The sequence below is a fragment of the Desulfoplanes sp. genome, assembly GCF_054921335.1.
Window position 1 is genome coordinate 1 of sequence record NZ_JBUDSQ010000002.1, and the last position, 25006, is coordinate 25006.

Genomic DNA, 25006 nt, shown 5'->3' on the forward strand with positions numbered 1-25006 from the left:
CCCGTCTCCGGTCTCCGTGTCTCCCGTCTCCCTTTATGTTCTCCTCCGGCCTGCGTTGCTTCTCGCATCCTCAAAGGGCAGATATGGAATCTGCCCCTACGGTGGGGGCGTTTTCCGTCTCACCGTCTTTCCCCGTCTCCGGTCTCCGTGTCTCCCGTCTCCCGGTCTTTCCCTCTTATCTCTCGAAATACGTATACCCCCGCAACCCGTCCGCATAGGTTTTGACGATCCTGCCCCGCTCCTGGGGGGTGATCCGTTTGTCCCGCACGGCCTGTTCAGCGATTTTGCGGAAATCCTCGAGCATGTTCTTGGGCTCGTATTCCACGTAGGAGAGGACATCGGCCACGGAATCGCCTTCCACCTCACGGACAAAGGTGAAGTCCCCGTCCTCGGAAATGCGGATACTGACCACGTTGGTGTCGCCCAGCAAGTTGTGCAAATCGCCCAGGGTCTCCTGGTAGGCACCCACCAGAAAGGCGCCCAGATAGTATTCCTCGTCATCCTTGAGTTCGTGCAGGGGCAGGGTCCGTTTGACCCCGTGGATATCGATGAACCGGTCGATCTTGCCGTCGCAGTCGCAGGTGATATCCGCCAGGGTGGCCTGTTTCACAGGCATCTCGTTCAACCGATGGATGGGCATGATGGGGAAGAGATGATCGATGGCCCAGGCATCGGGCAGGGACTGGAACACGCTGAAATTGCAGTAGTAGATATCTGCCAGGGCATCTGGCAAATGTTTGAGATCCTTGGGGATGAACTTGAGATTCTTGAGCTCTTTGGCCACACGCAGAATGATGTGCCAGAAAATCTTTTCCGCCAGGGAACGCTGCCTGAGCGTGAGATGCCCGTGCTTGAAAAGCTGCCGGGCCTCGTCGCGGTAGTACATGGCGTCGTTGTAGCATTCCTGGAGATTCTTGAGGGAGAGGACGTCCCGGACCTCGAAAAGGCTGGCGATGATCTCGGGATCGTTTTCTACAGGCCCATCCGGAAGTTCCGGGACTTCGAAACGGCCCACGTCGAGGACATTGAACAAGAGAATGGAATAATAGGCCACCGTGGCCCGGCCCGATTCGGTGATGACCACGGGGTGGGGTATGGCATCATCGTCCAGGGTGGTCATGATCGTGTCGATGATGTCCGCGCAGTACTCGTCCAGAGAATAATTCCGGCTGTTGGTATAATTGGTGTGCGACCCATCATAATCCACGGCCAATCCGCCCCCGAGATCAAGATATCCCATGGGCGCGCCCTCGGCCACCAGACCGGCATAGACCCGGCACCCTTCGAGCACGGCGAACCTGAGATCCCGGATATTGGGGATCTGGGAGCCGAGATGGTAGTGCAAGAGCTGGAGGCAATCGAGCATACCCTGCTCCTTGAGGGTATCGACCACTTCGACCACCTGGGTTGACGAAAGCCCGAAGATGGACCGGTCCCCCCCGGAATCCGTCCAGTGCCCACCCGCCTGGGTGGAAAGTTTGATGCGCACGCCGATGAGGGGCTTGATCCCCAATACCCTGGATCGCTCGAGCACCAGGGACAATTCACTGGGCATCTCCAGGACGAAGAAACACTTGACCCCCATCTTGGTGGCGTACAGCCCGAGATCCACAAATTCCTCGTCCTTGTACCCGTTGCAGATGAGGCAGGCCTCACGGTCCTTCAAAAGGGACAGGGCAGCGATGAGCTCGGCCTTGCTCCCGGCCTCGAGCCCATGGTGGTATTGCTCGCCGAACCGAGCGATTTCCTCAACCACCTGCTGCTGTTGGTTGACCTTGATGGGAAAGACCCCCCTGAAACTCCCCTGGTACTCGAACTCCTCCATTTTAGCCCTGAATATTTCGTGCATGGAGCTGATCTGGGAATCGAGGATGTTCTCGATGCGCAGGAGCACGGGCATTTCATACCCCCTATCCCGTATGCCCGCGATGACCTCGGTCAGGTCGACGGATATTTCCTTGTTGCTCGGGAAAGGAGTGACGACGATATTTCCCTTGGGAGAAACATCAAAATACCCGATCCCCCAATTATGGATATTGTACAGATCCGCTGCATCCTGGACGGACCACCGTTCCAAGGCCTGTTTCTTGATCATTGAACTATCCTTGTCTTTTTAGTCTCATAACGGCATGCGAACGATAAAATGGAGCCAATACGTTCCGCTCTGGTCCAAACGGTCCCCGTCCCGATCCTGGGGATCAGCCAATAGAGGGGCCCGGATCGAGCGGATTGTCACTCTGTTTCTATGTTTTTAGGCCCATCGTGTAAACGTCAAAAAGGATCTTTTCTGTTATATACAAACCAGTGCGTTACGTTTTCTCAGCCGGGTTTGTATTTGTTCTCCAAACATCATTATGGTACCAATGGCTCCGGAACATAGACCAACCGATCAAATGCTCCCAGCCCCAGTCATCAACATGGACAAACAAAACATGACCGATCCGCTGAAAAAAATCTACGACGAATTCGCCTCGGCCTATGACCAGAACCGTGGATTGTTTGACATGACCAAGATCATTGATGTTTTTTCATCATTTTTGCCGGAAGGCCCGGATCGTTCGCTATGACATGCAGAGAGATCATCGAGGCCAGGGACATGCTCGGTCTTCCGGAAAAGGCGTCCTGGGAGGAGGTCAAAACCTGCTACAAGGGATTGATCAAAACATGGCACCCGGACCAATGCATCAACGCTGAGGAGCAGGCAAGGTGCAACCAGATGACCGCCAAAATCAACGCTGCCTACGCGGTCATCCGAACATACTGCAACAACTATCAGTTCTCATTTAGCGACCAGGAAATTCGCAAATACATGTCCACGGAAGAATGGTGGTTCGAGAGATTCGGCAACGATCCCCTATGGGGGCCCGCCAGAAAAGGGTAAGCCCCACCATTGCCAAGCCCACAGACAATGCGTATTGGGCGTGCTCCTTCATGGCGCGTTGCCCCAACAACACGCCGATCGACCAATGCCTTTCTTTGGGAGCACCTCCATTATGACCAATGAAATCCTCTGGACCGGATTCGCCCTACTGGACCTCATCGCCGTCCTTACGGTCTTCCGGTTCTTCGGCAAACCAGGCCTTCTGGCCATGATCGTCTTCAGCCTGCTGACCTGCAACATCCAGGTCATCAAGACGGTCCAGCTCTTCGGCATCACCACCACCCTGGGCAATGTCCTCTATGCCAGCGTCTTTCTGACCACGGACATCCTGAGCGAATTCTATGGCAAGAAGGCGGCCCGGCAGGGAGTCCTTCTGGGATTCACGGCCCTGGTTCTGGTGACCCTGTACATGCAGATCGCCCTGCTTTTCACCCCGGCGGCCGACGACTTTTCCCAACCCCATCTGCAGGCTATCTTCGGATTCATGCCCCGCATCGCCCTGGGGAGCATGGTCGCCTATCTCGTCTCCCAGTGGCACGATGTCTGGGCCTTCCACCTGCTCAAATCCTGGACCCGGGGCAAATACCTGTGGCTCAGGAACAACGGTTCCACCCTGATCAGCCAGGCACTCGACACCCTGGTCTTCTGCACCATCGCCTTCTGGGGGGTCTTTGAGACGTCAATATGGATCCAGATCGTCATGTCCACCTATCTCATGAAGACCATCATGGGGGTCATGGACACCCCGTTCATTTATTTGGCCCGGCGTATCCACAAAGGACACTCGGAACCCGGAACGCAGGCCACGGCCTGATCTTCTCTCTTCCGTACCATCCCAAAAATCCCGGCAGGATGATCATCCTGCCGGGATTTTTGGCGTTTGTAGACATACCTGCGCTCTATGGACGAATTGATCGGATTTTGGTCATATACGATGGCATCGTATACTTCTACCCACGCGTATCCGTTTCTCTGCGTCATGGATATGGTTCCCGCACGGTTACCCATCCCCTAGCGACAAGGCATGCCTTGTCGCTACTTCCCCACCTGCGCATGGATTCCCCGGCATCTCTACACGGTTCTCTATCGTGTGTTCTTTCTCCTCCCGTTGCCGCGCATGGCGAACCGCTGCCAGGGGGCGAACTGGTAGACTGCGAGCATGGCCAGGGACTGGATGGCCATAGAGATGAACATGGCTATCCAGATACCCTCGGCATCCTTGAAGAAAATATGGCCGAGGAACCAGGCCAGGGGGAGACGGATGAGCCAGGACGAGGTGCCGGTAACGCCCATCTGGTACATGGTCGCTCCTGCCCCGGACAGGGCGCCGCCCAGGACCATGGACACGACCACGAAAGGTAGGGCCGCCAGGTTGTAGTGGAGATAGCTGACCGCCACCGCGTTCACGGCCGGGTCCGGCGCCACGAACCGGGCGATATCCTCGATCCAGGTCCAGGCAAGGACCGTGATCACGGTAACCACGATCATGGCCAATCCCAGGATACGGTAGCCAAAGACCTTGGCCTCCCTGGGGTCACCGGCACCAAGATAGTGCCCCACCAGAATGGCTGCGGTGAAGTTGAAGGCAAACCCGGGGAGGAAAAACAGGGATTCCACCCTGAGCCCGGCGCTCATTCCGGCCAGGGCAACCACCTCCCCTGTCGGCAGGGACGCGGTGATGGAAAAAAGCAGCAGGTAGGCGGAGTGCCAGATGAGCTGCATCAGCCCTGCCGGCCAGGCCACCCTGAACAAATACGGTAGGGCGCGCCGGACCCATTTCCAGGGGGCAAAGCTCTTGCAGGCCAGGGCTCCCGTTCTTGCCAGGACCAGCAGGTTGAACAGGGTTCCCATGAGTACGGAAAAAAACGTGGCCCAGGCCAATCCCTTGTACCCCAGATCGGGGAGCCCGAAATATCCCAGCCCGAACCCGAGGTCGCCCAGGGTGTTCACCGTGGTCACCAGAACCATGGCGTACAGCGGACACATGACCTGTTTCCTGGCCCGGAAAACGGCGTTGCTGATGATGAATAGATAATAGGCGGGCAGGATAAACAGATAGACATTGAACAGATACCGGGCCACATCCTCAACACCTTCCGGTATCTGGAGAACCTGAAAGAGGAGGGGCCTGGCAGCCAGCCCTCCCAGAAAGAGAACCAGACCGAGAACCACTCCTCCCTCGAGTCCCAAGCCCACGTACCTCTGGACACGACGGAACAATCCGGCCCCGGCTGACTGGCTGATGGCGGCGACGCTTCCATTGGCAAATGCCATGGCAACGACCAGGAAGAAAAAAAGGGCCTGATTGATGATCCCCATGCAGGCCTGGACATTGCGTCCCAACCGTCCGGCAACCCAGACATCGACGAAGCCGATGGTGAAATGAAAAAACATCATGACAACTTGCGGCCATGAAAGTTTCCAGATGTTTTTATATGGCGATTCGAGCATAGCCCTATGCGGGGGTGGTATGTTCACAAAAGCTCCGTAAAAATCAGGTAAATGCACTACCGTCCGCAACTATCCAGATAATTTTCCAAGAATCAGCATTGCGAATTTTAAAAATTATAAATTTCAATGAGTTAAAAAATTTTAGAGATTTCTGGGATTTTAAAAACTTTATGGATTTTAGACAGTTATTATATATTTTAGATGGTTAAGACAAATGATATACCGGTCTCTCTTTTCTCCAATTTCTACAACCCTCCAATTTTTCGGATTTGTCGGTCACCACTCAGATTGAGCGTTCAATTGTACCATGTGTAGCACCAAAATTTCGACCTGCGTAGTTACAAGTATCCTACGGATGCGAAACCATTTTGACGAAAACGCAAAAAAAGTCTACTGATCATCAAACGATAGAAGTTTTTCATCCCACATACATACACATCGGATCCAACCAGGAACCCGCACTTACCAAGGAGGCAACCATGCTGATACGAGAATGGATGAGCCAGGACGTGATCACAGTGACCCCGGACACATCGATGATGAAGGCGTCCAAGATACTCAAGGAAAAGAATATCCGCAGACTCCCAGTGGTCGACGAGTCCGGCAAAATGGTCGGTATCGTCACGGACAGGGATATCAAGGAGGCATCGCCTTCCAAGGCGACCACGCTGGACGTCCATGAACTCTACTATCTATTGTCGGAGATCAAGATCAGGGACATCATGACCAAGAACCCCTTTTGCGTGGATGCAAACGGGACCGTTGAAAAAGCCGCCGTTGTCATGCGCGAGAAAAAGGTCGAAGGGCTTCCGGTGGTCGATGACGGGGATAAGGTCGTGGGGATCATCACGGAGACGGACATCTTCAATGTCATGATCGACATCACCGGTGTCTACCAGGGCGGCGTGCAGCTGGGATTCAAACTCCGCAACACTCCCGGATCGCTCAAGGACGTATTGAGTGATCTGCGTGCTTCCAAGGCCCGGATCATCAGTATCCTGACCTCCTACGACCAGGGCGGACCGGAAACAAGGCACGTGTACATCCGCATCGCCGACATGGACAAGTCAGAGGAAAACCAGCTCAAGAAATCCCTGGAAGAAAAATACAACCTCATGTTTTGGGTGAGGGATACGGTGCATCCCACGGCGTTGTAGAGACGCGCGGCGCCGGGCGCCGGGGACATAGGATATAAGGATATAGGATACAGGACAAAACCGGGGCGGGTTCTCTACTTGCCCCGGTTTTTGTACGTCTGGTCCTCTCTACTCTACAATCTCTCCTCTGTGTTGTAGGGGCGAACGGTGGCAAATAATACTTCCAGTATTGACCTCGAAAGAGCCACCTACCTTTGCGCGTTGGCTATAATTGGGAATGATTTTTTATCACCGTCCGCCTTAGAGGACAACGAACTTTTATCTTATATCCTATATCTTCATCCCCGAGAATGCCGGAAAAATGGTGCCGATGGGCAGATGCGGAATGACCACCCGTTCGAGATCCTCGCATCCCGGTCGCCAGATGGTGGCTGTGGGCTTGCGCCTCATCGTGTGCGTGGTCAGGGTCAGCCGGGTGATATTACCGGGATTGACCCAGCGGGTCATGCCCCTGGTCTCTGAGGGCTGGGGACGGTGGATGTGGCCGTTGACCATCCAGTGGACACCGGGGATCTCCTGAATAGGCACGGGCTTATCCCGGAAATCAGCAAACGCTACATTGTGGTGACCGATCCAGATGACGGTTTCTTGCTTGGGACCGGAAAACGACGACGGCAGGGGATAGCCGTCGGGCGAAGCGCCCAGGAGGACCGTTCCTCCCGGTGCCTGCAGCCGGAACACCGGACCTGGCCGCTGGATGATGCGGATCGCCTTGCGTTTCTCCAACCGCACCAGGGAGACATCGGGGGTGATGGCCCGTGAATCCAGATGCTTGTCATGGTTCCCCACCAGAACCCAGGGGTGATGGGGCTTGAACATTCTGTGGAGCTCTTCGAGCACCGGTTCGGAGTTATCCACGGGCCAATGGAACATATCTCCCAGAAAAACCGCTATCAGATCCAATTCAACGGCCGTCTGGAGACAGAACCGCAATTTGGCCAGCACCTGGTCACAATAGTCCCCCTGCCGCTCGAAAGGCGGTTCATCCGCCACATGGGGATCAGCCACGAACAAGATCCCTTTGCCGTGGACCATTGGCACGGAACCGTTTTGTCCATCCATCGGGTACATATGTTTTGTTTCCTTGCAGACGTTGGTGAATAGGGCATTCAACCCCAACAATTTGGGATACGAAATGTTGGAAACGGAAGCGATTTGCTCCCACGTATCGCCCCGGAACCCGACAACATAACGAACAAATGTAGGGGACGCACGCGCTCCAGGACTCTGGATCATGCTGCGGCCAATATTCTGTTTAGAAATTCCACACGTACAATTGGTCGTGGTCGGACAGATTGACGTCCGTACACGTCCGGGGTTGACAAATGGGTAAAGTTAGTTTTGGCTAACCACATTCCCTCCCCCTCCAACGACCTCTTCCGGTCCATCAAACCTAAAACCATGAGGAATCATATGCCATACAACAATTTCCAACGCTATCCTTCCACGGTCTGGCGATCGGCACAGAATTTTCTAAACCGCATGGGCATCCATCCGATTGCCGCACTCATCGGTATAATTCTGTTGATCATCTTCCCACGCTTCGTTATCTTTGGGGCAATCATTTATGTCGTTTACTGGTTGTACCGCAACGGGGTCTTCTCAAGCCGGGGCCGTAATTCCGGTCCGGGTTCCGGTCCTGGAGGACGGGGAAGACGAGGTGGCGGTGGAGGACGGGGACGACGGTAACCATTCCAACGGGGAACCATGAACCACGAACAAAAACATGCCCTGCTCACCGGCATTCTGGTCCTCGCCCTCCTGATCGGGGGCGGGCTCCTGCTCACCGTGTTCGAAGACCTGAAAAACCTGGTCTTGATCGGCCTACTCATCCTGGCAGGGATCGGCTGTCTGGTCCAGGGACGCTCAAAATCAAAGACGAGCAAACCGTCTAACCTACCTGACAAGTAACACAGACCCAAGGAGTCCTGATGGCATCCACTTCTCCGGAAGAAAAAAATAGCGCCAACGTTTTCGTGGCCCGCCAACCCATCTTCACGACACGGCGGGACATATGGGCCTATGAACTCCTGTTCAGGAACAGTAAAACATGCTCATCGGCCGAATTCCCGGATGCCAACCAGGCCACCTGGCAGGTCATCGCCGACGGTTATACACTGGCCCGAGCGGGTATCCGTCCGGAAACCAGGACGTTCATAAATTTTCCCGAGCAGTTACTCCGTGAGGAATCTGCCTTTGCCCTCCCCGCTGCAACCTCGGTCATCGAGGTCCTGGAGGATGTCGAGCCGGATCCGGAAATCCGGGACCGGCTGGCAACCCTGAAAAAACATGGGTACACCATCGCCCTTGATGATTATGTGGGAAGGGCCGGGTATGAATCGTTCATCGAACTGGCCGACATCGTCAAGGTAGACATCCTGGGGATGGAGACCCGCAAGATCAAGGAAATTGCCAACAGGCTCAAACCTTACGGATGCCGGCTCCTCGCTGAAAAAGTCGAAGACCGGGACATTTTCGAGGCCTGCCGGAGTATGGGATTCGAACTATTCCAAGGCTTCTTTTTCAGTCGACCGGAGATCATACCGGGACACAAACTCTCCTCCAGCCAGCTCAGCCGGCTCAAACTGCTCAAGGAACTGAGCAGTGAGGACTTCGAGCTGCCCCGTCTCTCGAAGATCGTCCAGTCGGATGTCTCCCTGTCCTACCGACTCCTGCAGTACATCAACTCCACCCACTTCAGCACCCGGATCAAGGTGGAATCCATCTCCCGAGCCCTGGGTCTTCTGGGACGCAGGAACATCCAACAATGGCTCCGGGTGACCATCATGGCCGATATGAACAACACGGACAGCGGCAAAGAACTCTTATGGCTCTCGGTCACCCGCGGACGGTTCCTGCAACTGCTCGCCGAATATCAGACCATGCCCTTTCCGCCCAAGTCCATGTTCGTGCTCGGGCTGTTTTCCCTGCTCGACGCATTGCTCGGCCAACCCATGCAAAAAATCCTCAAGGATATCCCGCTGGATACAAAGCTCAAGGCATGCATCATCGATCCCGAAAACAGGTCATGCCCCTGGTTGACCTTCCTGGCCTTGCAGGAAAGGGGGGAATGGATGGAAAGCAACGCCCTTCTCGACAAGGAAGGAATCTCCCCTGTCCTCGCGGCCGAACTCGGCCTCCAGGCCCAACAATGGGCCGTGGAAATGCTCAAGGGACAGGGGTGAAAATATCAATCCTCCCAAATACATCCCGTAGGGGCACCCCTTGCGGATGCCCGTTTGGCTCTAAAACCCACCCCAGACGTTGCCGAGATTGGTCACCCGCAAGGGGTGCCCCTACAGAAGATCTCGATCAGGCATAAATGATTACTTGAGAGTAAACCAAAATCCGTTTGGAATCAGAACCGCCCGGCAATCCATGTCGGGCGGTTCTTTCATTGTGTGATGCCGCGACGGACGAATCATTCCATATCCAAGACCAATGTCCCCCGGGCGTTTTCCACCAGAATGTCCTCTGCCCTGCGCAATTTTTGGTAATCAGCCGGAGAAACCACCATGGGCCTTGAAAGAGCGTGTACCTCGATTTCCAGGGCCTGGGGCGGCACATGTGCCAGGCTACCGGAACGGGAAGGCATTACCCTGCCGTGCACCCGCATGCTGCCGACCTCTCCAATGGGGATGGAGAAATCACCTACCGGATGGACAAGAATTTTTTCCGTGCCCCTGGGCAGGTCGATCCGGATACGGATGGTGGTTTCCTTGTCCAGATCCCGGAACAGGGGATTTATTCTGGTCCGGCTGTCAACTCCGGCCAGATCCTCGATCATTCCGGGAAGATCCAGATACAGATATTCCCCCTGGCGGGTTCCCAGCCTTTGGACACGGACCGCAATGGTCTCCTGACCGGGGTAAGCTTTGAAATCCTGGTCGTACGCGGTCAGCTCACCGTTCAGGCTTATCTGTCCGGTCTGCTCCTGACGATACCTGGCCGCCATCTCCGGAGACATCTCGGCCAGCATTCTGTGGTAGTCGTTGTACATGGTCCCCCGGAACGTCTGGGTCCTGGTGACCAGGGCGTCACCGTTATCCTGAAGACCAATGACATAGTCCGCGTCCACGCCGTCATGCTTCCCCTTCCCGGCCTCGATGATCGTCAGTCGGCCCCCGGGCAATTCCAACCCGGCCCGACCGTGCAGGGTCGTACTCCCGAGGACCGCGTATTCATCGGTATCGTTTAGATAGATGTCGCGCTCGTCGACCCGCACCCTGACCAGGACCTGATCCAGCCAGTCGCGGGACACGAACACGCGCATGAACTCCTGCAAGGCGGGCACCGAAGGCGCATTGCAGGCGACCACGAAAACCGGGTCCAGCCCAACGGCTTGGAGCATGGCATACAGAACAATGGCCCGATCCGCGGAACATCCGTACCCTGCCTGCAGAACCACATCAGCACCAAAAGCATGTTCCAGGGGATAGGTGTCGGTTCCCGGCCCTTTCAAGGCGATATTTCTGGCCACGTAATCCCGGATCAGCCGGACCTTCTCCAGGTCGCTGCCGGCTTCTTCCACCAACGTTCTGGCCGTGGCGGCCGTTTTCTCACTCTGCCCGGCAGCCCCGTCGAAGCGTTCGGCCAGCCCCCCGGCCAGCTCGGACCATGTTCCGGATGTCAGCGCCACAACGGGCTGGAAGGCATAGGCTGGGGGCAGATCATTCTCCTGGACGACCGGAGCAACCCTGCGGGCCGCAAAAAAGTAGGTCACGAACCCGTCCTGCTCCCGCCTGGTCCGCTCGATGACGTGCCCTGGTTCCCTGACCCACTTCCCGGCCAGCCCCCATCCCTGATCGGCGGCAACGACACGGACCATCAGGCTTTTGGGGATGCGGACACGTACGGTCTTCCGGACAACCGGATACTCGCCGGACAGGATCTCCCGCACGGCAAACAGCTCCCGCTTCTCCACGACCCGTTCCAGGGTGTAGTCAATGACCGATCCCTGCTCCACGCCGGGCAGCCCCGCCACCAGGGTCTTGGCGGCAGGATACATGGGGGCTTCTCCCACCCAGGGGGCATCCATGCGGTTGATCTCCTGGGGTTCGATGGACTTTACGGTCCCGTCTTTGCCCGTGACCGTGGCCTCCACGATACGCACCCGTTCATAGGCCGGGGTGTAGTCGACCCGGATCTCGCTGTTCTTCTTCTTGCCCGCATAGGTAAGGATCTGCTGGCGGATGTGATCCCGGCGCACCCAGGTATGTTCGTCCTGCACCCGAACATCCACCCCGTGGCTCAGGACAACGGCATCGGGGTTGAACGATCCATACCAGGCGGGGATACTCACGGACTTCCTGGTGGCCGCGAACAGACACCCGGACCGGTCCTCGACCTGTTGCCCGGCCAGGTTCTTTTTCAGTCCGAGGTACTCGGCCGGAGAGTATTCCGGAAGGTTCAGGGAAAACAGGTGCCGGGCAACAAGGGTTCCGTCTTTGATGCTGAAGGAACGGGTGAAATCCGTTTCCTTGGAATGTGTGGTCATGGACTCCGGGGCACTGAGTAACGCGCCCATACCCTCCCCGAGCTCGATACGCAGGGTTTCATCCACCCCGCAGGCATACTTGGTGAACAGGGGATAACGCCGCTTTTCAAGCCCCATCTTGTCGATGAGCATCCTGGCCACCCCCACATGACGGCCCAGGGGCGGCAGAGGAAGCATGCGGACGCCCTCCTTGCCCACGGTGAGCTCTGGGACCCGAAAACCGAGCCGGACGGTCAAGGTCCCGGTGGTATCCATGATATTCTCGGGCGCTACGTCCATGGAGAGGAGTTCGGCACCGGGATATCCCTTCTTGAGCACGGTTTCGAAATAGGTACGCTGCTTTTCCCGGGGAGCACGGGCAAAAAAGCCCCGGTAGGCACTGTCGTTGATCCCGTTGAATGTCAGCATGGTTTCGGCATCAAGGGATCCGGACGTGTCAAGCGTTCCCCTGGTCCCGATGGTCAGCATATTGTCCGCGGCCGGAATGACCGGACTGGTCCGCAAATGATCACCCTCGGGCATGGCAACGAGATAGCTGCAGTTGTTCAGATAGGGCGGGAAAAGATCCCTGGTGTGTTCGTCCGTGGAATCCATGAGCACGATGGTTCCCTCCCCATCATCCAACCGCACACAGCTGATAGCGTGGTTGAAAAACGGCTGGGGGACCTCGGGATCCTTTTTGGGCCCGGACATGATGAGCACCGGATAGGCATCGAACCCGGCCAGCCGGAGCATGGCCACAAGCAGAGCGGCCTTGTCCCGGCACACCCCGGCACGGCGGTCAAAGGTCATGTCCACGGGATGGGGTTCGTAGCCTGGGGCGTTCTTTTCCAGGGTCAGCCCGAGATAGCGGACCTTCTGGGATACCCAGGTAAAGATCGACCTGATCCGCGCCATGGGATCATCCTTGCCGTCAAGCAGTTCCCGCACCTTGGTCCGCATGGGCTCGTTGACCCTGTCCAGATGGGGCTTGGACAGGTCCCAATACCACCGGGAAATCCATTCCCAGTCCGGAATGGTGCTCACCAGGACCCGCTGCGCCACCGTATGGAACGAGGGCATGTCCGGCTCTGGGAAGGCCTGGGGAATGTCCCGCCCCTCCCAGACATGGACGATCTGGTCGCCGACTCGGTGTTCGGTATGGGTCAGGGTATCGCCCACCCTGTCCCGAATGGCCACGCCGGCCAGGGGCAGGGACGCGGGACCTATGAGGGTGTGGGTCTTGTGGACAATGGGTGAGGTATTTTCAAAGGGGATCAGCTCGCTGAAACTGCCGGGAGTGCGCACCTTGGAAAAGGTATCCTCGATGGTGTAGTGTATGAGATCCCCGACCTTGAGCTCGGGCAGGTTGAGCATGAGGATCTTGTCGTTGGGATTGTAGATGTTCGAATCCATCTGGCTGCGGTCGATCATCACCCGGGAATTGGCCGCTATGTCCACGGAAACGACCGTCCCGTCGGGACGGATGACCTCCACCCCGTGGAACCGGGTGGTGTTGTAGGGGATGGTGAACCAGGAAGACAGGGATCGGAGGGACTCCACCCCTTCCTGCGTCAAAACCTTGTGATAGGTCTCGTCCCGCTGCACGTAAGTCCCGTCTTTCTGGTACATGACCCAGGTGTGGCTATCCACAACAACGGTATCCGCGTCGGGATAGGCCCCGGGTGTGACGACCGCGGCCACGGCCAGAGCGTTTGCCCGGTCGATGAGAATGGTGGGTTTGTCCACCGCGCCCTGGGCAAGGCCAGATGTACAGAAGAATGTCCAGACCAACGTCAGGGAAAAAAGAATATGCAAAGGCAACGGTCTTGTTTGCATCACGAATACACCTCCTGATCCACGATGAGAGTACCAAACGGTTTGTCGTTTATCATCCCGAAAAAAAATCATTTTCCTGCATTGCAGGCCAAGAACGGACAGAACGCCAATGCCTCCGGCGTGATACGATTCCTGTCCTTCCCTGTGGCGTACAAGAACAGCGGGGGTTCCATGACCATCCCCTGCCCCCCATTTTTGCGGCCTTCCACCAGAACGAGCCTTGCCGGATCACCGATCCGCCCATGAACCGGCAGAACGCGTTTGGGCACGACACCATTTGCAAGCATGGCAGTGAACAACAGGTCCAGACCCTCGGCCAGAAATACGAAATAGATCCGTCCACGGTTCTTGAGCACGTGCGCCCCCCCGGCCACAAAATCCTCCAGACCGGCGGCAACCAGAAAACGGGCCCGATTGCGTGATTCTTCGGGACACGTCCTGCCCCGGCCGGTCTTACGATATGGTGGATTGCACACCACCACGTCGGCCCGTTGGGGACGGAGCATCCGGGCAGCATCACATACATCGCCCTGGACGATCCCCATGTGTTCCCCAAATCCCATGGCAGTCACATTGGTACGTGCCGACCGGACCATGTTCGGGTCTCTGTCCAGACCGACACTACGAATATTCAGGGATCCATGGCGCAGCAACAGTCCCAGGCCGATCACCCCACACCCGGTTCCCAGATCCAGGACGTGTTCGTTCTTTTTGAGTGTTACGAAGCAGGACAGGAGCAAGGCATCCACGGAAAAGCGGAACCCATGCCCGGGCTGCATGAGGCCACGGGGAAAAAGATCTCTTGCCCCTTCGATGGAAATGGTCATGACTCAACCGGTATACGTGGCAGATGGTTTATCCAGGGAAGACGGCCGCAGCGGACACAGATGGCCTGGAAAATACTTGAAACACAGAAGACAATGGGAGAACATGTAAACTTACAGCGCTATCTCTTTTTTCTGCGCAGGGCACCGAGCAGCAAGGAAGCCTCGGGTATGCCCCACATGGTGGCCAGCCCCATGAAGACGAATACCCAGACAGGGATGAGCGCAAAGGCCAGAATCGCATGGCTGGCCGTGGCCATGGTTCCTGCCAGGACGCAGCCGCTCAAAAACGACACTTTGCCAAGGGCCGGGGAACAACGCAGACGGCCCAGGTCCTGTTTCCGAGCGACACACCAGGCCAGCAAACCGACATTGGCCCAGGAGGAAAGGGACGTGGCGGCGGCCAGTCCCACATGATCGTAGAACTGCATCAGCACCAGGCCCAGGGAAATATTGAGCACCAAGCAGACCACAGCGATCCACACCGGTGTCTTGGTGTCCTCTAGGGCGTAGAACGCTGAAACCAATGGCCTGACACAGGAAAATGCTGGCAAACCCAGGGAATAGGCCTGTAGGGCCATGGCCGTCTGGACCACGGCGTTACCCGTAAAGGCACCCCGTTCGAAAAGCAGGCCCACAATGGGTTCGGCCAGACCGACCAGACCGGCAGCGGCCGGAAGACTGATGAACAACGTTAGATCAAGGGCAGAGGACAGACCGCTCCCAAACCCCTTCCAGTCCTTGTCCCCGGCCAGGCCGGACAGGGACGGGAGCGCCGCTGTGCCGATGGCCACGCCAAAAATCCCCAAGGGGAACTGGACCAGCCGGTCCGCATAATAAAGATAGGAGATGCTCCCCAGTGGGAGAAAGGACGCGAGCATGGTCCCCAAAAGGATGTTGATCTGATAGACGGCCGAACCAAAGACCGATGGGCCCATGAGGGTGCCGATCCGTTTGACGCCCGGATCACGCAGGCGGACCTGCCCCAACCAGGAAAACCCCTTTTTCTGCAGAACCGGCTGCTGGACCAGCCACTGGGCCGCTCCGGCCGCGAGCACACCCCAGGACAGGGCGTAGGGTACGCAGATCCCCATACCCACTGCCGTCAGGGCAGCGGTGATGAGCACGATGTTCAGCATGCACGGGGCCAGGGCCGGTGCCAGAAAATGGTCCATGGCATTGAGCACGCCCATGCATAAAGCCACGGCCGAGATAAACAGAATATAGGGGAAACAGATCCTGACCAGGGTGGCGGTGGTGGACAGGAGTTCGGGAGACCGGGAAAACCCCGGGGCGACCAGCAGGGTGAGGGGTTCGGCAAAGAGCATGGCCGTGCAAACAATGCCCCCGAGAATGATCAGCAGCCACACCTGGACCGAGCGTGCCAGGACAAAGGCGGCCCGGTCCCCCTCTGCCTGTCGGGTCCGGGTGAACACGGGCACGAAGGCCATGGTCAGGGACCCTTCGGCAAAGAGACGCCGGAGAAGATTGGGCAGTCTGAAGGCCACGAAAAAGGCATCGGCCAGGGGCCCGGCACCCAGGGCAAAGGCCACGATAAGATCCCGGGCAAATCCCAGAATACGGCTGAGCAGGGTCGCCCCCGCCACCACCGTGGCGTTGCGGGTTATTCGCCGGGCATGTTCGGACATGGAAACACAGTCTCCTCAATCGAGCGTGTTATGACAGGTGGACTTTCCAACCAAAATATTGGTTGTAGCATACGACAACGATCCCGGGGAAAAATGCCCTTGGGTTGCGAAAACTTGCTGTCTCAAACCAGGCGTAATGGTTTACCCCCGGCCACGCAGAACCCGTCATAAAAAAAGCCGACAAGTATGTCGGCAAGGGAGAACCGGGCGGCTCGTTTTACGCCGCCCGGCCAATCGTTGTTTACAAAGCGGACAGGACGCGGCCCATCACTGGGGCTGGACCCGGGCATCGTCCTGGAACAGGGTCGAGGCGAGAGGAACAATGTGTCCCTTACCGCAAAAAAGTGTCTCTGCGGATGTGTCCACCAATGCCCGACAGAGTACGTCATCCAGGTGCTCCACACAGGTGATCTCGATATCCTTCAATATGGCCTCGGGGACCTCCTTGAGATCGGCCTCGTTGTCCGCGGGGATGATCACGTTCTTCATGCCCCCCCGGTGTGCGGCCAAAAGCTTTTCTCTGAGTCCACCGATGGGCAAAACCCGCCCGCGGAGGGTGATCTCTCCGGTCATAGCCACATCGTTACGCACGGGAATGTGGAGCAATGCGGATACCAGACTGGTAGCCAGCGTGATCCCGGCCGAGGGACCATCCTTTGGTGTCGCTCCTTCAGGAACATGCACATGGATATCGATTTCCTTGTAGAAATCCGAGCGTAACCCGAACATTTCCCCCCGGGAACGGATATAACTCAGCGCGGCACGGGTGCTCTCCTGCATGACATCCCCGAGCTTTCCGGTGATCTCGATCTTTCCCGAACCGGGCATCAATGCCACCTCGACCAAAAGGAGCTCGCCCCCGACCCGGGTCCAGGCCAGGCCAGTACATATCCCGACCAGGGGACGGTCTTCGCCTTCTCCGTGCCGGACCTTTGGTACCCCTAAATAGGAGTGGACATTCGTCTTGGTCACGGAAAGGGTCTTTTCCCTACGTGAGGGGTCCTCGACAATCTTGCGGGCGATTTTACGGCAGACCGAAGCGATCTCCCGCTCCAGGTTTCTGACCCCGGCTTCACGGGTGTACCGTTGAATGATCTCCTGAACCGCCCCCTTGGACATGTTCACGGCAATATCGGCAAGGCCGTTTGCCCCGAGCTGTTTGGCCAGCAGAAAATCCATGGCGATACAGGTCTTTTCCGTCTCAAGATAGCCGGGGATCTCGATGATCTCCATGCGATCCTGGAGCGGCTCCGGAATGGCGGACAGGCTGTTGGCCGTGGTGATGAAGAATATTTTAGAAAGGTCGTAGTCCAAATCAAGATAATGGTCGTTGAAGGCGCTGTTCTGTTCCGGATCGAGGACTTCGAGCAGAGCGGCCGAAGGATCTCCCCTAAAATCGGTACTCATCTTGTCCACCTCATCGAGACAGAACACCGGATTGTTGCTGTCCACACGTTTCAAGGACTGGATGATCTTTCCGGGCAGTGCCCCAACATAGGTTCTGCGGTGCCCACGGATCTCTGCCTCGTCCCGGACTCCTCCGAGCGACAACCGTACAAACTCCCGGCCCATGGCCCGGGCAATGGACTTGGACAGGGACGTCTTGCCAACCCCAGGAGGGCCAACCAGACAAAGTATCGGCCCCTTTAACCGGTCCATCAGGGACTGCACAGCCAGATACTCAAGGATCCTTTCCTTGGCCTTCTTGAGCCCGTAGTGGTCCTCATCGAGAATCTTTTGGGCCTCGTGGATATCGATGTTCTCTTCCTTGATATGGTTCCATGGAAGGCCCAGAATCCAGTCCACATAATTGCGGATGACGCCGTGTTCGGCCGAGGAAGGAGGAATGCGCCGTAGCTTCTTGATCTCGTCCCTTCCCCGTTCCCGGGCATCATCGGGCATATCCAGGGCTTCGAGCTTTTCCTCCAGTTCCTTGAGTTCGGATTGGGGATCGCTGTCCTGTCCCATCTCCTTGTGGATAGCCTTGAGCTGCTCCCCCAGATAATACTCTTTCTGGTTGCGCTCCATCTGCTTCTTGACCCGGGTCTTGATTTTCTTTTCCAGGCCGTAGACCTCTATTTCCTCCTGGAGGTGGGCATAGACTTTCTCCAGCCGCTCCAACGGATGCAGCTCCTCGAGGACACTCTGCTTCTTCTGGAAGTCCAAACGGAGATGGGGCATCACGGAATCGGCCAGCCGCCCTGGGTAGTTGAGCGTGGATATGGCCAGCACGCTCTCCTTGGCCAATTTCTGGTTGATCCGGGCATACTCTTTGATAGCGTCCTGGGTCGCACGCACAAGAGCCTCTGACTCGGGTGTCCGCGAATCCACCTCGGGCAGAGCGGACACCTCGGCCAACGGGACGGCGAGTTCCATGTCTTGGACACCATCGAGCTGAGCCCTGTACAACCCCTCAAAAAGGACCTTGATCGTCCCGTCGGGGAGCTTGAGCATTTGCAATATTTTGCTCACCGTGCCGACATTATACAGATCGTCCCGGCTGGGATCCTCGATATTGGCATCCCTCTGCGTAACCAAAAAAATCTCTTTGTCGTGTTCCGCCAAGGCTGTTTCTATTGCTTGGATGGAAGCCTTGCGACCGACAAAAAGGGGTATGATGGCCCGGGGAAACATGACGACTTCCCGCAGGGACATGAGGGGAAAATCCAGGATGGAGTCACCATCGTCCGGCCGTGAGGGGGGGGGTATAGTTGACATAGGCCTCTTGGGGTGGGGAGTGTTCAAATTGTAGGTTTTATGTTTTAGGTGGTAGGTAATTAGGTGGCAGAGCAATCATTTGCGAGATAACCTGCCGACAAAACAACACTTTTCCCAAACATACGGCCTCAAACCTGCAAACGAAAACCGTAGTTATGCAGACTGGGCCTGTTTTTCATACAGGATAATCGGTTCGACTCCATTTTCGACAACGGATTTGTTGATCACGCATTCCTTGGCGCCATCCAATGAGGGGATGGAGTACATAACACCGAGCATGATCGACTCGAGAACATTGCGCAGTCCTCGCGCCCCTGTCTTGCGCACGATGGATTTTGCGGCAATCGCCCGCAGTGCGTTGCTCGTGAATGTCAACTTGACGCCGTCGAGTTCGAGCATCTTCTGGTACTGCTTGACCAGGGCGTTTTTTGGTTCCTGCAGGATTCTGACAAGATCCTTTTCGTCAAGCTCCTCGAGCGAGGATATAATGGGAATACGGCCGACAAATTCGGGAATGATCCCAAACTTGATCAGATCATCGGGATGGACATCCTTGAGCAATTCGGCCGCTTTCTTCTTCATGCCGACCCCTTCGGCCCCAAACCCCATGACGCTGCCCTGCTGACGTTGCTGGACAATATTTTCCAGACTCACGAATGCCCCGCCCAGAACGAACAGGATATTGCTCGTGTCCAAACGTATGAATTCCTGCTGCGGATGCTTGCGTCCCCCTTTGGGGGGAATGTTGGCCACCGTCCCCTCGATAATCTTGAGAAGTGCCTGCTGGACGCCTTCACCGGAAACATCTCGAGTGATGGATGTGCTCTCGGATTTCCTGGCGATCTTGTCGATCTCATCCACATAGATAATTCCACGGGAGGCCGCCTCGAGATCGTAATCCGCATTCTGGACCAGCTGGACCAAGATGTTTTCCACATCCTCACCCACATACCCGGCCTCGGTCAACGTGGTCGCATCGGCTATGGCAAAGGGGACATTGAGAATCCTGGCCAATGTCTGGGCCATCAACGTCTTGCCGCTCCCCGTGGGTCCGATAAGCAGAATGTTACTCTTGTCCAATTCCACGTCATCGGCGTTTGCCCCAAGATAGTTGACCCGCTTGTAATGGTTGTACACGGCGACGGAAAGAATCCTCTTGGCCTCTTCCTGCCCGATGACATAGTCATTCAGGTCCTCATGGATCTGATCGGGACGGGGGATCTCTCCTGTAGCGAATTCGTCGTCCTTCCCGTTGTCCTGCATGATGATTTCTTGACACAGGGCCACGCACTCGTTGCAGATATACACATCAGGACCTGCAATGAGACGGGCGACATCCGCTTGGATCTTGCCGCAGAAGGAGCAGCAAAGGTCACTAGTATTATTGGTCTTTTTCGCCATAAATCGTTTTACTCCTCGACATTCATTTCACTTCTGCTCGCAAGGACTTCATCGATGACGCCATAGTCGGCCGCCTCTTTGGAGCTCATGAAATAATCTCTGTCAGTATCGTTTTCTATCTTGCTCAGCTCCGCACCCGAATGCTTGGCAAGTATTTGATTCAGGGTGGCCTTCAAACGAATAATTTCTTTGGCCTGGATGTCAATGTCCGTAGCCTGTCCCTGGAACCCCCCCATGGGCTGGTGGATAAGTATCCTGCTATGGGGTAAAGCATAACGCATGCCAGCCTGTCCCGCCGCCAGAAGGACCGCTCCCATGCTCGCCGCTTGCCCCATACACAAGGTGGCCACCGGGGCGGAAATGTACTGCATGGTGTCATAGATGGCCAAACCCGCGGTAACCGAACCACCGGGCGAATTGATGTACATGTTGATCTGTTTTTCCGAATTTTCCGATTCCAGAAACAGAAGCTGGGCACAGATAAGATTGGCAATATTGTCATCTATGGCAGTACCGACAAGAATAATCCTGTCCTTGAGCAGACGGGAATAAATATCATAGGCCCTTTCTCCACGGCCCGAGGTCTCGATAACGACCGGAATATTGTTGGTGACCATGCGTTCCTCCCTTGGTTTGGATGTGGTCGATAGTTTCGGTAGGACTTTTGGTTTCCCCGTCGGTGGCCGAAGAATGACCAGGGGATAGGGGATGGCTCCCTGTCCAAAAACATTTGTTGGATGCCCTCGCCCGTCATATCAGGGGGATCTGCGTACATCCACAGAAATTCGGCGTGGGTGGAAAGAAAACTTTATAGGAAAGAGCCCAGGAGGACAAGAACCGGACAGGCCATGAAAAAAGCAAAGACCGGAGGGATGTTTCTCTCCCCCCGGTCTACACACTGCATGACAATATGGGATCTAGGAGTCGCTTCCAGCAGGGGCCCCGTTTTCATCGGTTTCGGCAGCCGGAACAAGGGTCACTTGGGCATTTTCATAGATCAGATCCATGGCCTTGTCCTGGAGCACTCGGTCGCGCAACGGGACCATGAGATTGTTCTGCTCGTAGTAATCCTTGAGGGCATTGAAATCCTGACCGCTCTGCATGGCCATTTTCTGGAGCATGAGATCGACTTCCTGGGGCTGTACATCGAGCTCCTCCTCTTCGGCCACGGCCATGAGGAAAATTTCGGATTTGACGATATCCTCGCTCTCTTGACGGAATTGCTCACGCATTTCCTCGGGAGATTTCCCCAGGGACTCCAGGCTCTTTCCCTGCTGTTCGGTTTTTTGACGCATGTTCTCGATCTTCTGGTCGATGTGCGACTCCACAAGAACAGGGGGGAGATCAAATTCCACCTGCGCCTTGAGTTCGTCCAAAAGTTTCTTCTGGGCCGCGCTCTTGTGCAAATCCTTGCGGGAAGATTCATAGGACTTGGAGATCATCTCCCTCAACTCTTCCAGGGTTGAGAATCCACCAAGTGTGCTCGCAAAGGCATCGTCGAGCTCGGGGAGTTCTTTTTTCTTGATGGCGTGCAGGGTGACCCGCATCTCGACTTCCTGTCCAGCCAACTCCTCGTTCAGGAAGTCCTCGGGAAAGACGACACTGCCCGATCCTGCTCCGCCCGCCTTGAGTCCCTTGACGATCGACTCGAAGCTTTCAAGGGCACTCCCTTCACCGAGCCGGAGTTCGAAACTTTCCGCCTTGACCGTATCAATAGGCTCCCCGTCCTTGTATCCCTGGAAATCGATCATAGCGACATCGCCATCCTGGGCGTTACGGGGCTCCTCCACACGGACCAGCGTGGCGGAATTCTCACGCATCCGTTCCAGAACCTGGTCGATCTCTGCGGGCTTGATGGCCACCTCTTCCTCGTCAACGGCCAACCCTTTGTAATCGGGAAGATCGAGCTCGGGAAGAACCTCAAAGGAGAAGGAGTACTCATACGACGTCCCCTTCTCGAGAAGTTCCGACCCCTTGGGGTTCATATCCAGACGCCCCAGGGGAGTGACTTCCATCTCGCCCAGGATAGTGTTGATATGGTAGTTGATCAGATCCTGCGTGGCTTCACTATAGATTTTCTGGCCATAGCGGCCTTCTATAAGACTCGAGGGAACCTTGCCCTTCCTGAAACCTTTGACCTCTACATCCCGGCGGTACAGTGCAATGGTGGCCTGTATGGAGGCATTGACCTCATCCTCGGGCACTACCACATTGACAGTTCTCTTGACCGGGCTGATCTCTTCGACAGTGTATTCCATGTAAAATTATTCCTCCTTTATATGCAACGACCAGGACCGTGCCATGGCCTACGGGGTGTTCGTATGGTGCGAGAGGAGAGACTCGAACTCTCACGGTCGCCCGCTGGCTCCTAAGGCCAGTGCGTCTACCAATTCCGCCACTCTCGCAAATTACAAAGACGGCTTTGTAAGCATGGACCCGGAAGGTGTCAATATGTGAAATGTGACGCGAACGGGGCCAGATGGTTGGTGGGGCCATCCCCCTTGCCCAGGTCGAATCCCGCTTCCAGGGCCGAAACCAGATATTTCTGCGCCAGTCTGACCGCCCGGGGAAGACCGTACCCCCGTCCGAGATACGCGGCAATGGCTGCGGAAAGAGTGCATCCGGTTCCATGGGCGTTGTGGGTGTCGGTCTTCCTGTGCTCGAGAGGCACCAACGGAGCGCCGGGCATGCCCAACCAGTCCACCATGACATCTCCCTGAAAATGCCCCCCCTTGAGCAGGACCGCGCCCGCGCCCATATCCAGAAGTCTTTTGGTGGCCTCGGCAATATCTTCGGGAGAGGAGATAGACATACCGGTCAGGGTCTCGGCCTCGGGACGATTGGGGGTGAGCAGGCCGGACAGGGGGAGGATGTGCTTCTTCAGGGCGCCGATGGCGTCTTCTTCGAGCAGGGTATGCCCACTCTGGCTCACGCAGACGGGATCAACCACCAGGGGGAAATCCACGGCCGCAAGCACCGGGGCAAGAGCCTCGATGATCGGGGCCGAAAAAAGCATCCCCGTCTTGGCCGCCTTGATGGGAAAATCATCGAGCACCACAGCGAGCTGTTGGGCCACGAATCCCGGAGAAGCGGGCTCGATCCCGTACACCCCGGTGGTGTTTTGGGCGGTCAGGGCGGTGACCACTGAAAGCCCATAGGTCCCAAGTACGGTCATGGTTTTCAGATCCGCCTGGATACCTGCCCCGCCACCGGAATCAGACCCGGCGATGGTCAGGACGCAGGGGGGGGTATAGATCGGGGGTGGGTGGGGCATGGGAATCTCCTGGGACAACGATATAGGATATAAGATAATACCACCAAAGCAATGGCACAGCATCATTGCCTACGTCGGGGCGATCCGTGGATCGCCCCGACACACTGTGTGTGGTACGGGCCAAAAATTGAGCAACACCACAATCTCTAGAATTTCAACATCATATCGCCGCATCAAGCAACATATTATCCCTATGTATCGTCTCGGGATACGACGCATGCCCGAGAATGGCCTCGATCTCCGAGGAGTTCCGTCCCTTGATGCGTGTGAGCTCTTCGGCCGTGTAGTTGGTCACTCCGACCCCGATGGAATGCCCGGAAGGATCCTCTATCCGGACCATGTCACCCATTCCAAAATCACCGTGGACCCCGCTTATGCCTGCGGGAAGCAGGCTTTTACCATGGTCCGTCAGGGCACGCACGGCTCCGGGATCGATAATGATGGTTCCTGCAGGATCAAGGTTGTAGGCCATCCAAAATTTCTTGCGGGAGATACACCGGTCCTCGGGCACCACCCAGGTCCCCAGTTCCTCGCCGGCAAAGACCTTTTCCAGCCCGAAACGGGTTTTGCCCGAAAGGATCAAGGTCGGCACTCCGAGCTGGGCCGCGCGCCGGGCCGAAAGGAGTTTGCTGTACATCCCGCCGGTTCCGCTCCCGGTCTTGCCCCGGCAGATCTCTTCCAAGGGCATGGAGGCGATATCCTCTATATAGGGGAGAAACGAAGCCTCGGGATTCTCCAGCGGGTTGTCCGTGAACACCCCGTCGGCCGAGGTCAGGTTGATGAGCAGGTCCGCCTCCACCGCATTGAGGATGAGGGCGGCCAGGGCGTCGTTGTCCCCGAACTTGAGTTCCTGAACAGCCACGGTATCGTTCTCATTGATAATGGGAACGACCCGCCACCCCAGGAGCATGGACAGGGTATTGCGGGCATTGAGGAACCGCTCCCTGTCCCGGAGATCGGCCCGGGTGAGCAGAACCTGGGCGGTCACGGCATCGTACCGGGCAAAGGCCTCGTCATAGAAGTGCATGAGCCGACTCTGGCCGATGGCCGAGGTGGCCTGCTTGTAGGCCAAATCCCGGCGCACATGACAGGACCCCATGACCCGGCACCCTGCGGCCACTGCTCCCGAGGAGACCAGAACGAGATCGATGCCCCGGTCGTGCAAAGCGGCCATCTGATCGGCCAACCTGTTGACCACCCGAAGATCGAGGCCGTTCTTGCCGGTCAAAACCGCACTGCCCACCTTGACCACCACCCGCCGAGCATGGGCCAGGACATCCCGGCGCGCCTTCCGGCAGTCACTCATTCCCCCGGATCGTTCTGACAGCCCCATATC

General features: G+C 56.6%; 18 protein-coding genes and 1 tRNA gene. 6 read left to right on the forward strand and 13 right to left on the reverse strand.

Annotation, left to right across the window (positions count from 1 at the left end):
• Positions 1-175 precede the first annotated feature (175 nt).
• Positions 176-2095, reverse strand: coding sequence for a biosynthetic arginine decarboxylase (gene speA / locus ACY692_RS00715; RefSeq protein ID WP_462323411.1), 1920 nt, complete (start codon positions 2093-2095; stop codon positions 176-178).
• 298 nt (positions 2096-2393) lie between these two features.
• Between speA and ACY692_RS00720 the strand changes: the two genes are divergently transcribed.
• The 3 genes from ACY692_RS00720 (at position 2394) to ACY692_RS00730 (ending at position 3695) form a co-directional block, all read left to right on the forward strand.
• Positions 2394-2567, forward strand: a complete 174-nt coding sequence (locus ACY692_RS00720) for a hypothetical protein (RefSeq protein WP_462323412.1) — start codon at positions 2394-2396, stop codon at positions 2565-2567.
• Positions 2564-2881, forward strand: coding sequence for a J domain-containing protein (locus ACY692_RS00725; RefSeq protein ID WP_462323413.1), 318 nt, complete (start codon positions 2564-2566; stop codon positions 2879-2881). Before ACY692_RS00720 ends, ACY692_RS00725 begins: the two co-directional genes overlap by 4 nt.
• Positions 2882-2993: 112 nt before the next feature.
• A complete protein-coding gene (locus ACY692_RS00730; RefSeq protein WP_462323414.1) occupies positions 2994-3695 on the forward strand; it encodes a queuosine precursor transporter in 702 nt (233 codons plus the stop codon).
• Positions 3696-3964: 269 nt separating this feature from the next.
• On the opposite strand, the gene ACY692_RS00735 is transcribed toward ACY692_RS00730, so the two are convergent.
• Positions 3965-5278, reverse strand: a complete 1314-nt coding sequence (locus tag ACY692_RS00735) for an MATE family efflux transporter (RefSeq protein ID WP_462323415.1) — start codon at positions 5276-5278, stop codon at positions 3965-3967.
• Between the two features lie 533 nt (positions 5279-5811).
• Here ACY692_RS00735 and ACY692_RS00740 point away from each other — a divergent pair.
• Positions 5812-6489, forward strand: coding sequence for a CBS and ACT domain-containing protein (locus ACY692_RS00740; protein WP_462323416.1), 678 nt, complete (start codon positions 5812-5814; stop codon positions 6487-6489).
• 270 nt (positions 6490-6759) lie between these two features.
• On the opposite strand, the gene ACY692_RS00745 is transcribed toward ACY692_RS00740, so the two are convergent.
• The gene (locus tag ACY692_RS00745) at positions 6760-7560 is read right to left on the reverse strand and encodes a metallophosphoesterase (protein ID WP_462323417.1); all 801 of its coding nucleotides are present in this window, start codon (positions 7558-7560) and stop codon (positions 6760-6762) included.
• A 636-nt stretch (positions 7561-8196) separates the two neighbouring features.
• Between ACY692_RS00745 and ACY692_RS00750 the strand changes: the two genes are divergently transcribed.
• Both ACY692_RS00750 and ACY692_RS00755 read left to right on the forward strand, forming a co-directional pair.
• The gene (locus ACY692_RS00750) at positions 8197-8400 is read left to right on the forward strand and encodes a hypothetical protein (protein WP_462323418.1); all 204 of its coding nucleotides are present in this window, start codon (positions 8197-8199) and stop codon (positions 8398-8400) included.
• Between the two features lie 20 nt (positions 8401-8420).
• On the forward strand, positions 8421-9674 hold the full coding sequence (locus tag ACY692_RS00755; protein ID WP_462323419.1) for an EAL and HDOD domain-containing protein: 1254 nt from the start codon (positions 8421-8423) through the stop codon (positions 9672-9674).
• 236 nt (positions 9675-9910) lie between these two features.
• On the opposite strand, the gene ACY692_RS00760 is transcribed toward ACY692_RS00755, so the two are convergent.
• The 10 genes from ACY692_RS00760 to proB form a co-directional block, all read right to left on the reverse strand.
• Positions 9911-13804, reverse strand: a complete 3894-nt coding sequence (locus tag ACY692_RS00760; RefSeq protein WP_462323506.1) for a DUF3857 domain-containing protein — start codon at positions 13802-13804, stop codon at positions 9911-9913.
• 68 nt (positions 13805-13872) lie between these two features.
• Positions 13873-14631 carry a tRNA1(Val) (adenine(37)-N6)-methyltransferase gene (locus ACY692_RS00765; protein WP_462323420.1) on the reverse strand — a complete coding sequence of 253 codons (759 nt, stop codon included), beginning with the start codon at positions 14629-14631 and terminating at the stop codon, positions 13873-13875.
• 119 nt (positions 14632-14750) lie between these two features.
• Positions 14751-16277 (reverse strand): murein biosynthesis integral membrane protein MurJ, encoded by a 1527-nt coding sequence (gene murJ, locus ACY692_RS00770; protein ID WP_462323421.1) that lies wholly within the window; start codon positions 16275-16277, stop codon positions 14751-14753.
• A gap of 267 nt (positions 16278-16544) precedes the next feature.
• Complete coding sequence (gene lon, locus ACY692_RS00775) at positions 16545-18995, reverse strand: endopeptidase La (RefSeq protein ID WP_462323422.1); 2451 nt, start codon at positions 18993-18995, stop codon at positions 16545-16547.
• A 153-nt stretch (positions 18996-19148) separates the two neighbouring features.
• Complete coding sequence (gene clpX, locus ACY692_RS00780; RefSeq protein ID WP_462323423.1) at positions 19149-20396, reverse strand: ATP-dependent Clp protease ATP-binding subunit ClpX; 1248 nt, start codon at positions 20394-20396, stop codon at positions 19149-19151.
• 8 nt (positions 20397-20404) lie between these two features.
• Positions 20405-21013: an ATP-dependent Clp endopeptidase proteolytic subunit ClpP gene (gene clpP, locus ACY692_RS00785; RefSeq protein WP_462323424.1), complete on the reverse strand. Its 609-nt coding sequence runs from the start codon at positions 21011-21013 to the stop codon at positions 20405-20407.
• Positions 21014-21313: 300 nt separating this feature from the next.
• Entirely contained in the window at positions 21314-22654 is a 1341-nt protein-coding gene (gene tig, locus ACY692_RS00790; protein ID WP_462323425.1) for a trigger factor, read from the reverse strand.
• Positions 22655-22718: 64 nt separating this feature from the next.
• Positions 22719-22801, reverse strand: a tRNA-Leu gene (locus ACY692_RS00795).
• A gap of 41 nt (positions 22802-22842) precedes the next feature.
• Positions 22843-23670 carry a bifunctional hydroxymethylpyrimidine kinase/phosphomethylpyrimidine kinase gene (gene thiD, locus ACY692_RS00800; RefSeq protein WP_462323426.1) on the reverse strand — a complete coding sequence of 276 codons (828 nt, stop codon included), beginning with the start codon at positions 23668-23670 and terminating at the stop codon, positions 22843-22845.
• Between the two features lie 160 nt (positions 23671-23830).
• Positions 23831-25003 (reverse strand): glutamate 5-kinase, encoded by a 1173-nt coding sequence (proB, locus tag ACY692_RS00805; RefSeq protein ID WP_462323427.1) that lies wholly within the window; start codon positions 25001-25003, stop codon positions 23831-23833.
• Positions 25004-25006: the final 3 nt, after the last annotated feature.

Excerpts from the sequence above, each read along its gene's own strand:
- speA (WP_462323411.1), bottom strand. The coding sequence starts at position 2,095 with ATGATCAAGAAACAGGCCTTGGAACGGTGGTCCGTCCAGGATGCAGCG.
- ACY692_RS00720 (WP_462323412.1), top strand. The coding sequence starts at position 2,394 with ATGCTCCCAGCCCCAGTCATCAACATGGACAAACAAAACATGACCGAT.
- ACY692_RS00725 (WP_462323413.1), top strand. The coding sequence starts at position 2,564 with ATGACATGCAGAGAGATCATCGAGGCCAGGGACATGCTCGGTCTTCCG.
- ACY692_RS00730 (WP_462323414.1), top strand. The coding sequence starts at position 2,994 with ATGACCAATGAAATCCTCTGGACCGGATTCGCCCTACTGGACCTCATC.
- ACY692_RS00735 (WP_462323415.1), bottom strand. The coding sequence starts at position 5,278 with ATGATGTTTTTTCATTTCACCATCGGCTTCGTCGATGTCTGGGTTGCC.
- ACY692_RS00740 (WP_462323416.1), top strand. The coding sequence starts at position 5,812 with ATGCTGATACGAGAATGGATGAGCCAGGACGTGATCACAGTGACCCCG.
- ACY692_RS00745 (WP_462323417.1), bottom strand. The coding sequence starts at position 7,560 with ATGTACCCGATGGATGGACAAAACGGTTCCGTGCCAATGGTCCACGGC.
- ACY692_RS00750 (WP_462323418.1), top strand. The coding sequence starts at position 8,197 with ATGAACCACGAACAAAAACATGCCCTGCTCACCGGCATTCTGGTCCTC.
- ACY692_RS00755 (WP_462323419.1), top strand. The coding sequence starts at position 8,421 with ATGGCATCCACTTCTCCGGAAGAAAAAAATAGCGCCAACGTTTTCGTG.
- ACY692_RS00760 (WP_462323506.1), bottom strand. The coding sequence starts at position 13,804 with ATGCAAACAAGACCGTTGCCTTTGCATATTCTTTTTTCCCTGACGTTG.
- ACY692_RS00765 (WP_462323420.1), bottom strand. The coding sequence starts at position 14,631 with ATGACCATTTCCATCGAAGGGGCAAGAGATCTTTTTCCCCGTGGCCTC.
- murJ (WP_462323421.1), bottom strand. The coding sequence starts at position 16,277 with ATGTCCGAACATGCCCGGCGAATAACCCGCAACGCCACGGTGGTGGCG.
- lon (WP_462323422.1), bottom strand. The coding sequence starts at position 18,995 with ATGTCAACTATACCCCCCCCCTCACGGCCGGACGATGGTGACTCCATC.
- clpX (WP_462323423.1), bottom strand. The coding sequence starts at position 20,396 with ATGGCGAAAAAGACCAATAATACTAGTGACCTTTGCTGCTCCTTCTGC.
- clpP (WP_462323424.1), bottom strand. The coding sequence starts at position 21,013 with ATGGTCACCAACAATATTCCGGTCGTTATCGAGACCTCGGGCCGTGGA.
- tig (WP_462323425.1), bottom strand. The coding sequence starts at position 22,654 with ATGGAATACACTGTCGAAGAGATCAGCCCGGTCAAGAGAACTGTCAAT.
- thiD (WP_462323426.1), bottom strand. The coding sequence starts at position 23,670 with ATGCCCCACCCACCCCCGATCTATACCCCCCCCTGCGTCCTGACCATC.
- proB (WP_462323427.1), bottom strand. The coding sequence starts at position 25,003 with ATGGGGCTGTCAGAACGATCCGGGGGAATGAGTGACTGCCGGAAGGCG.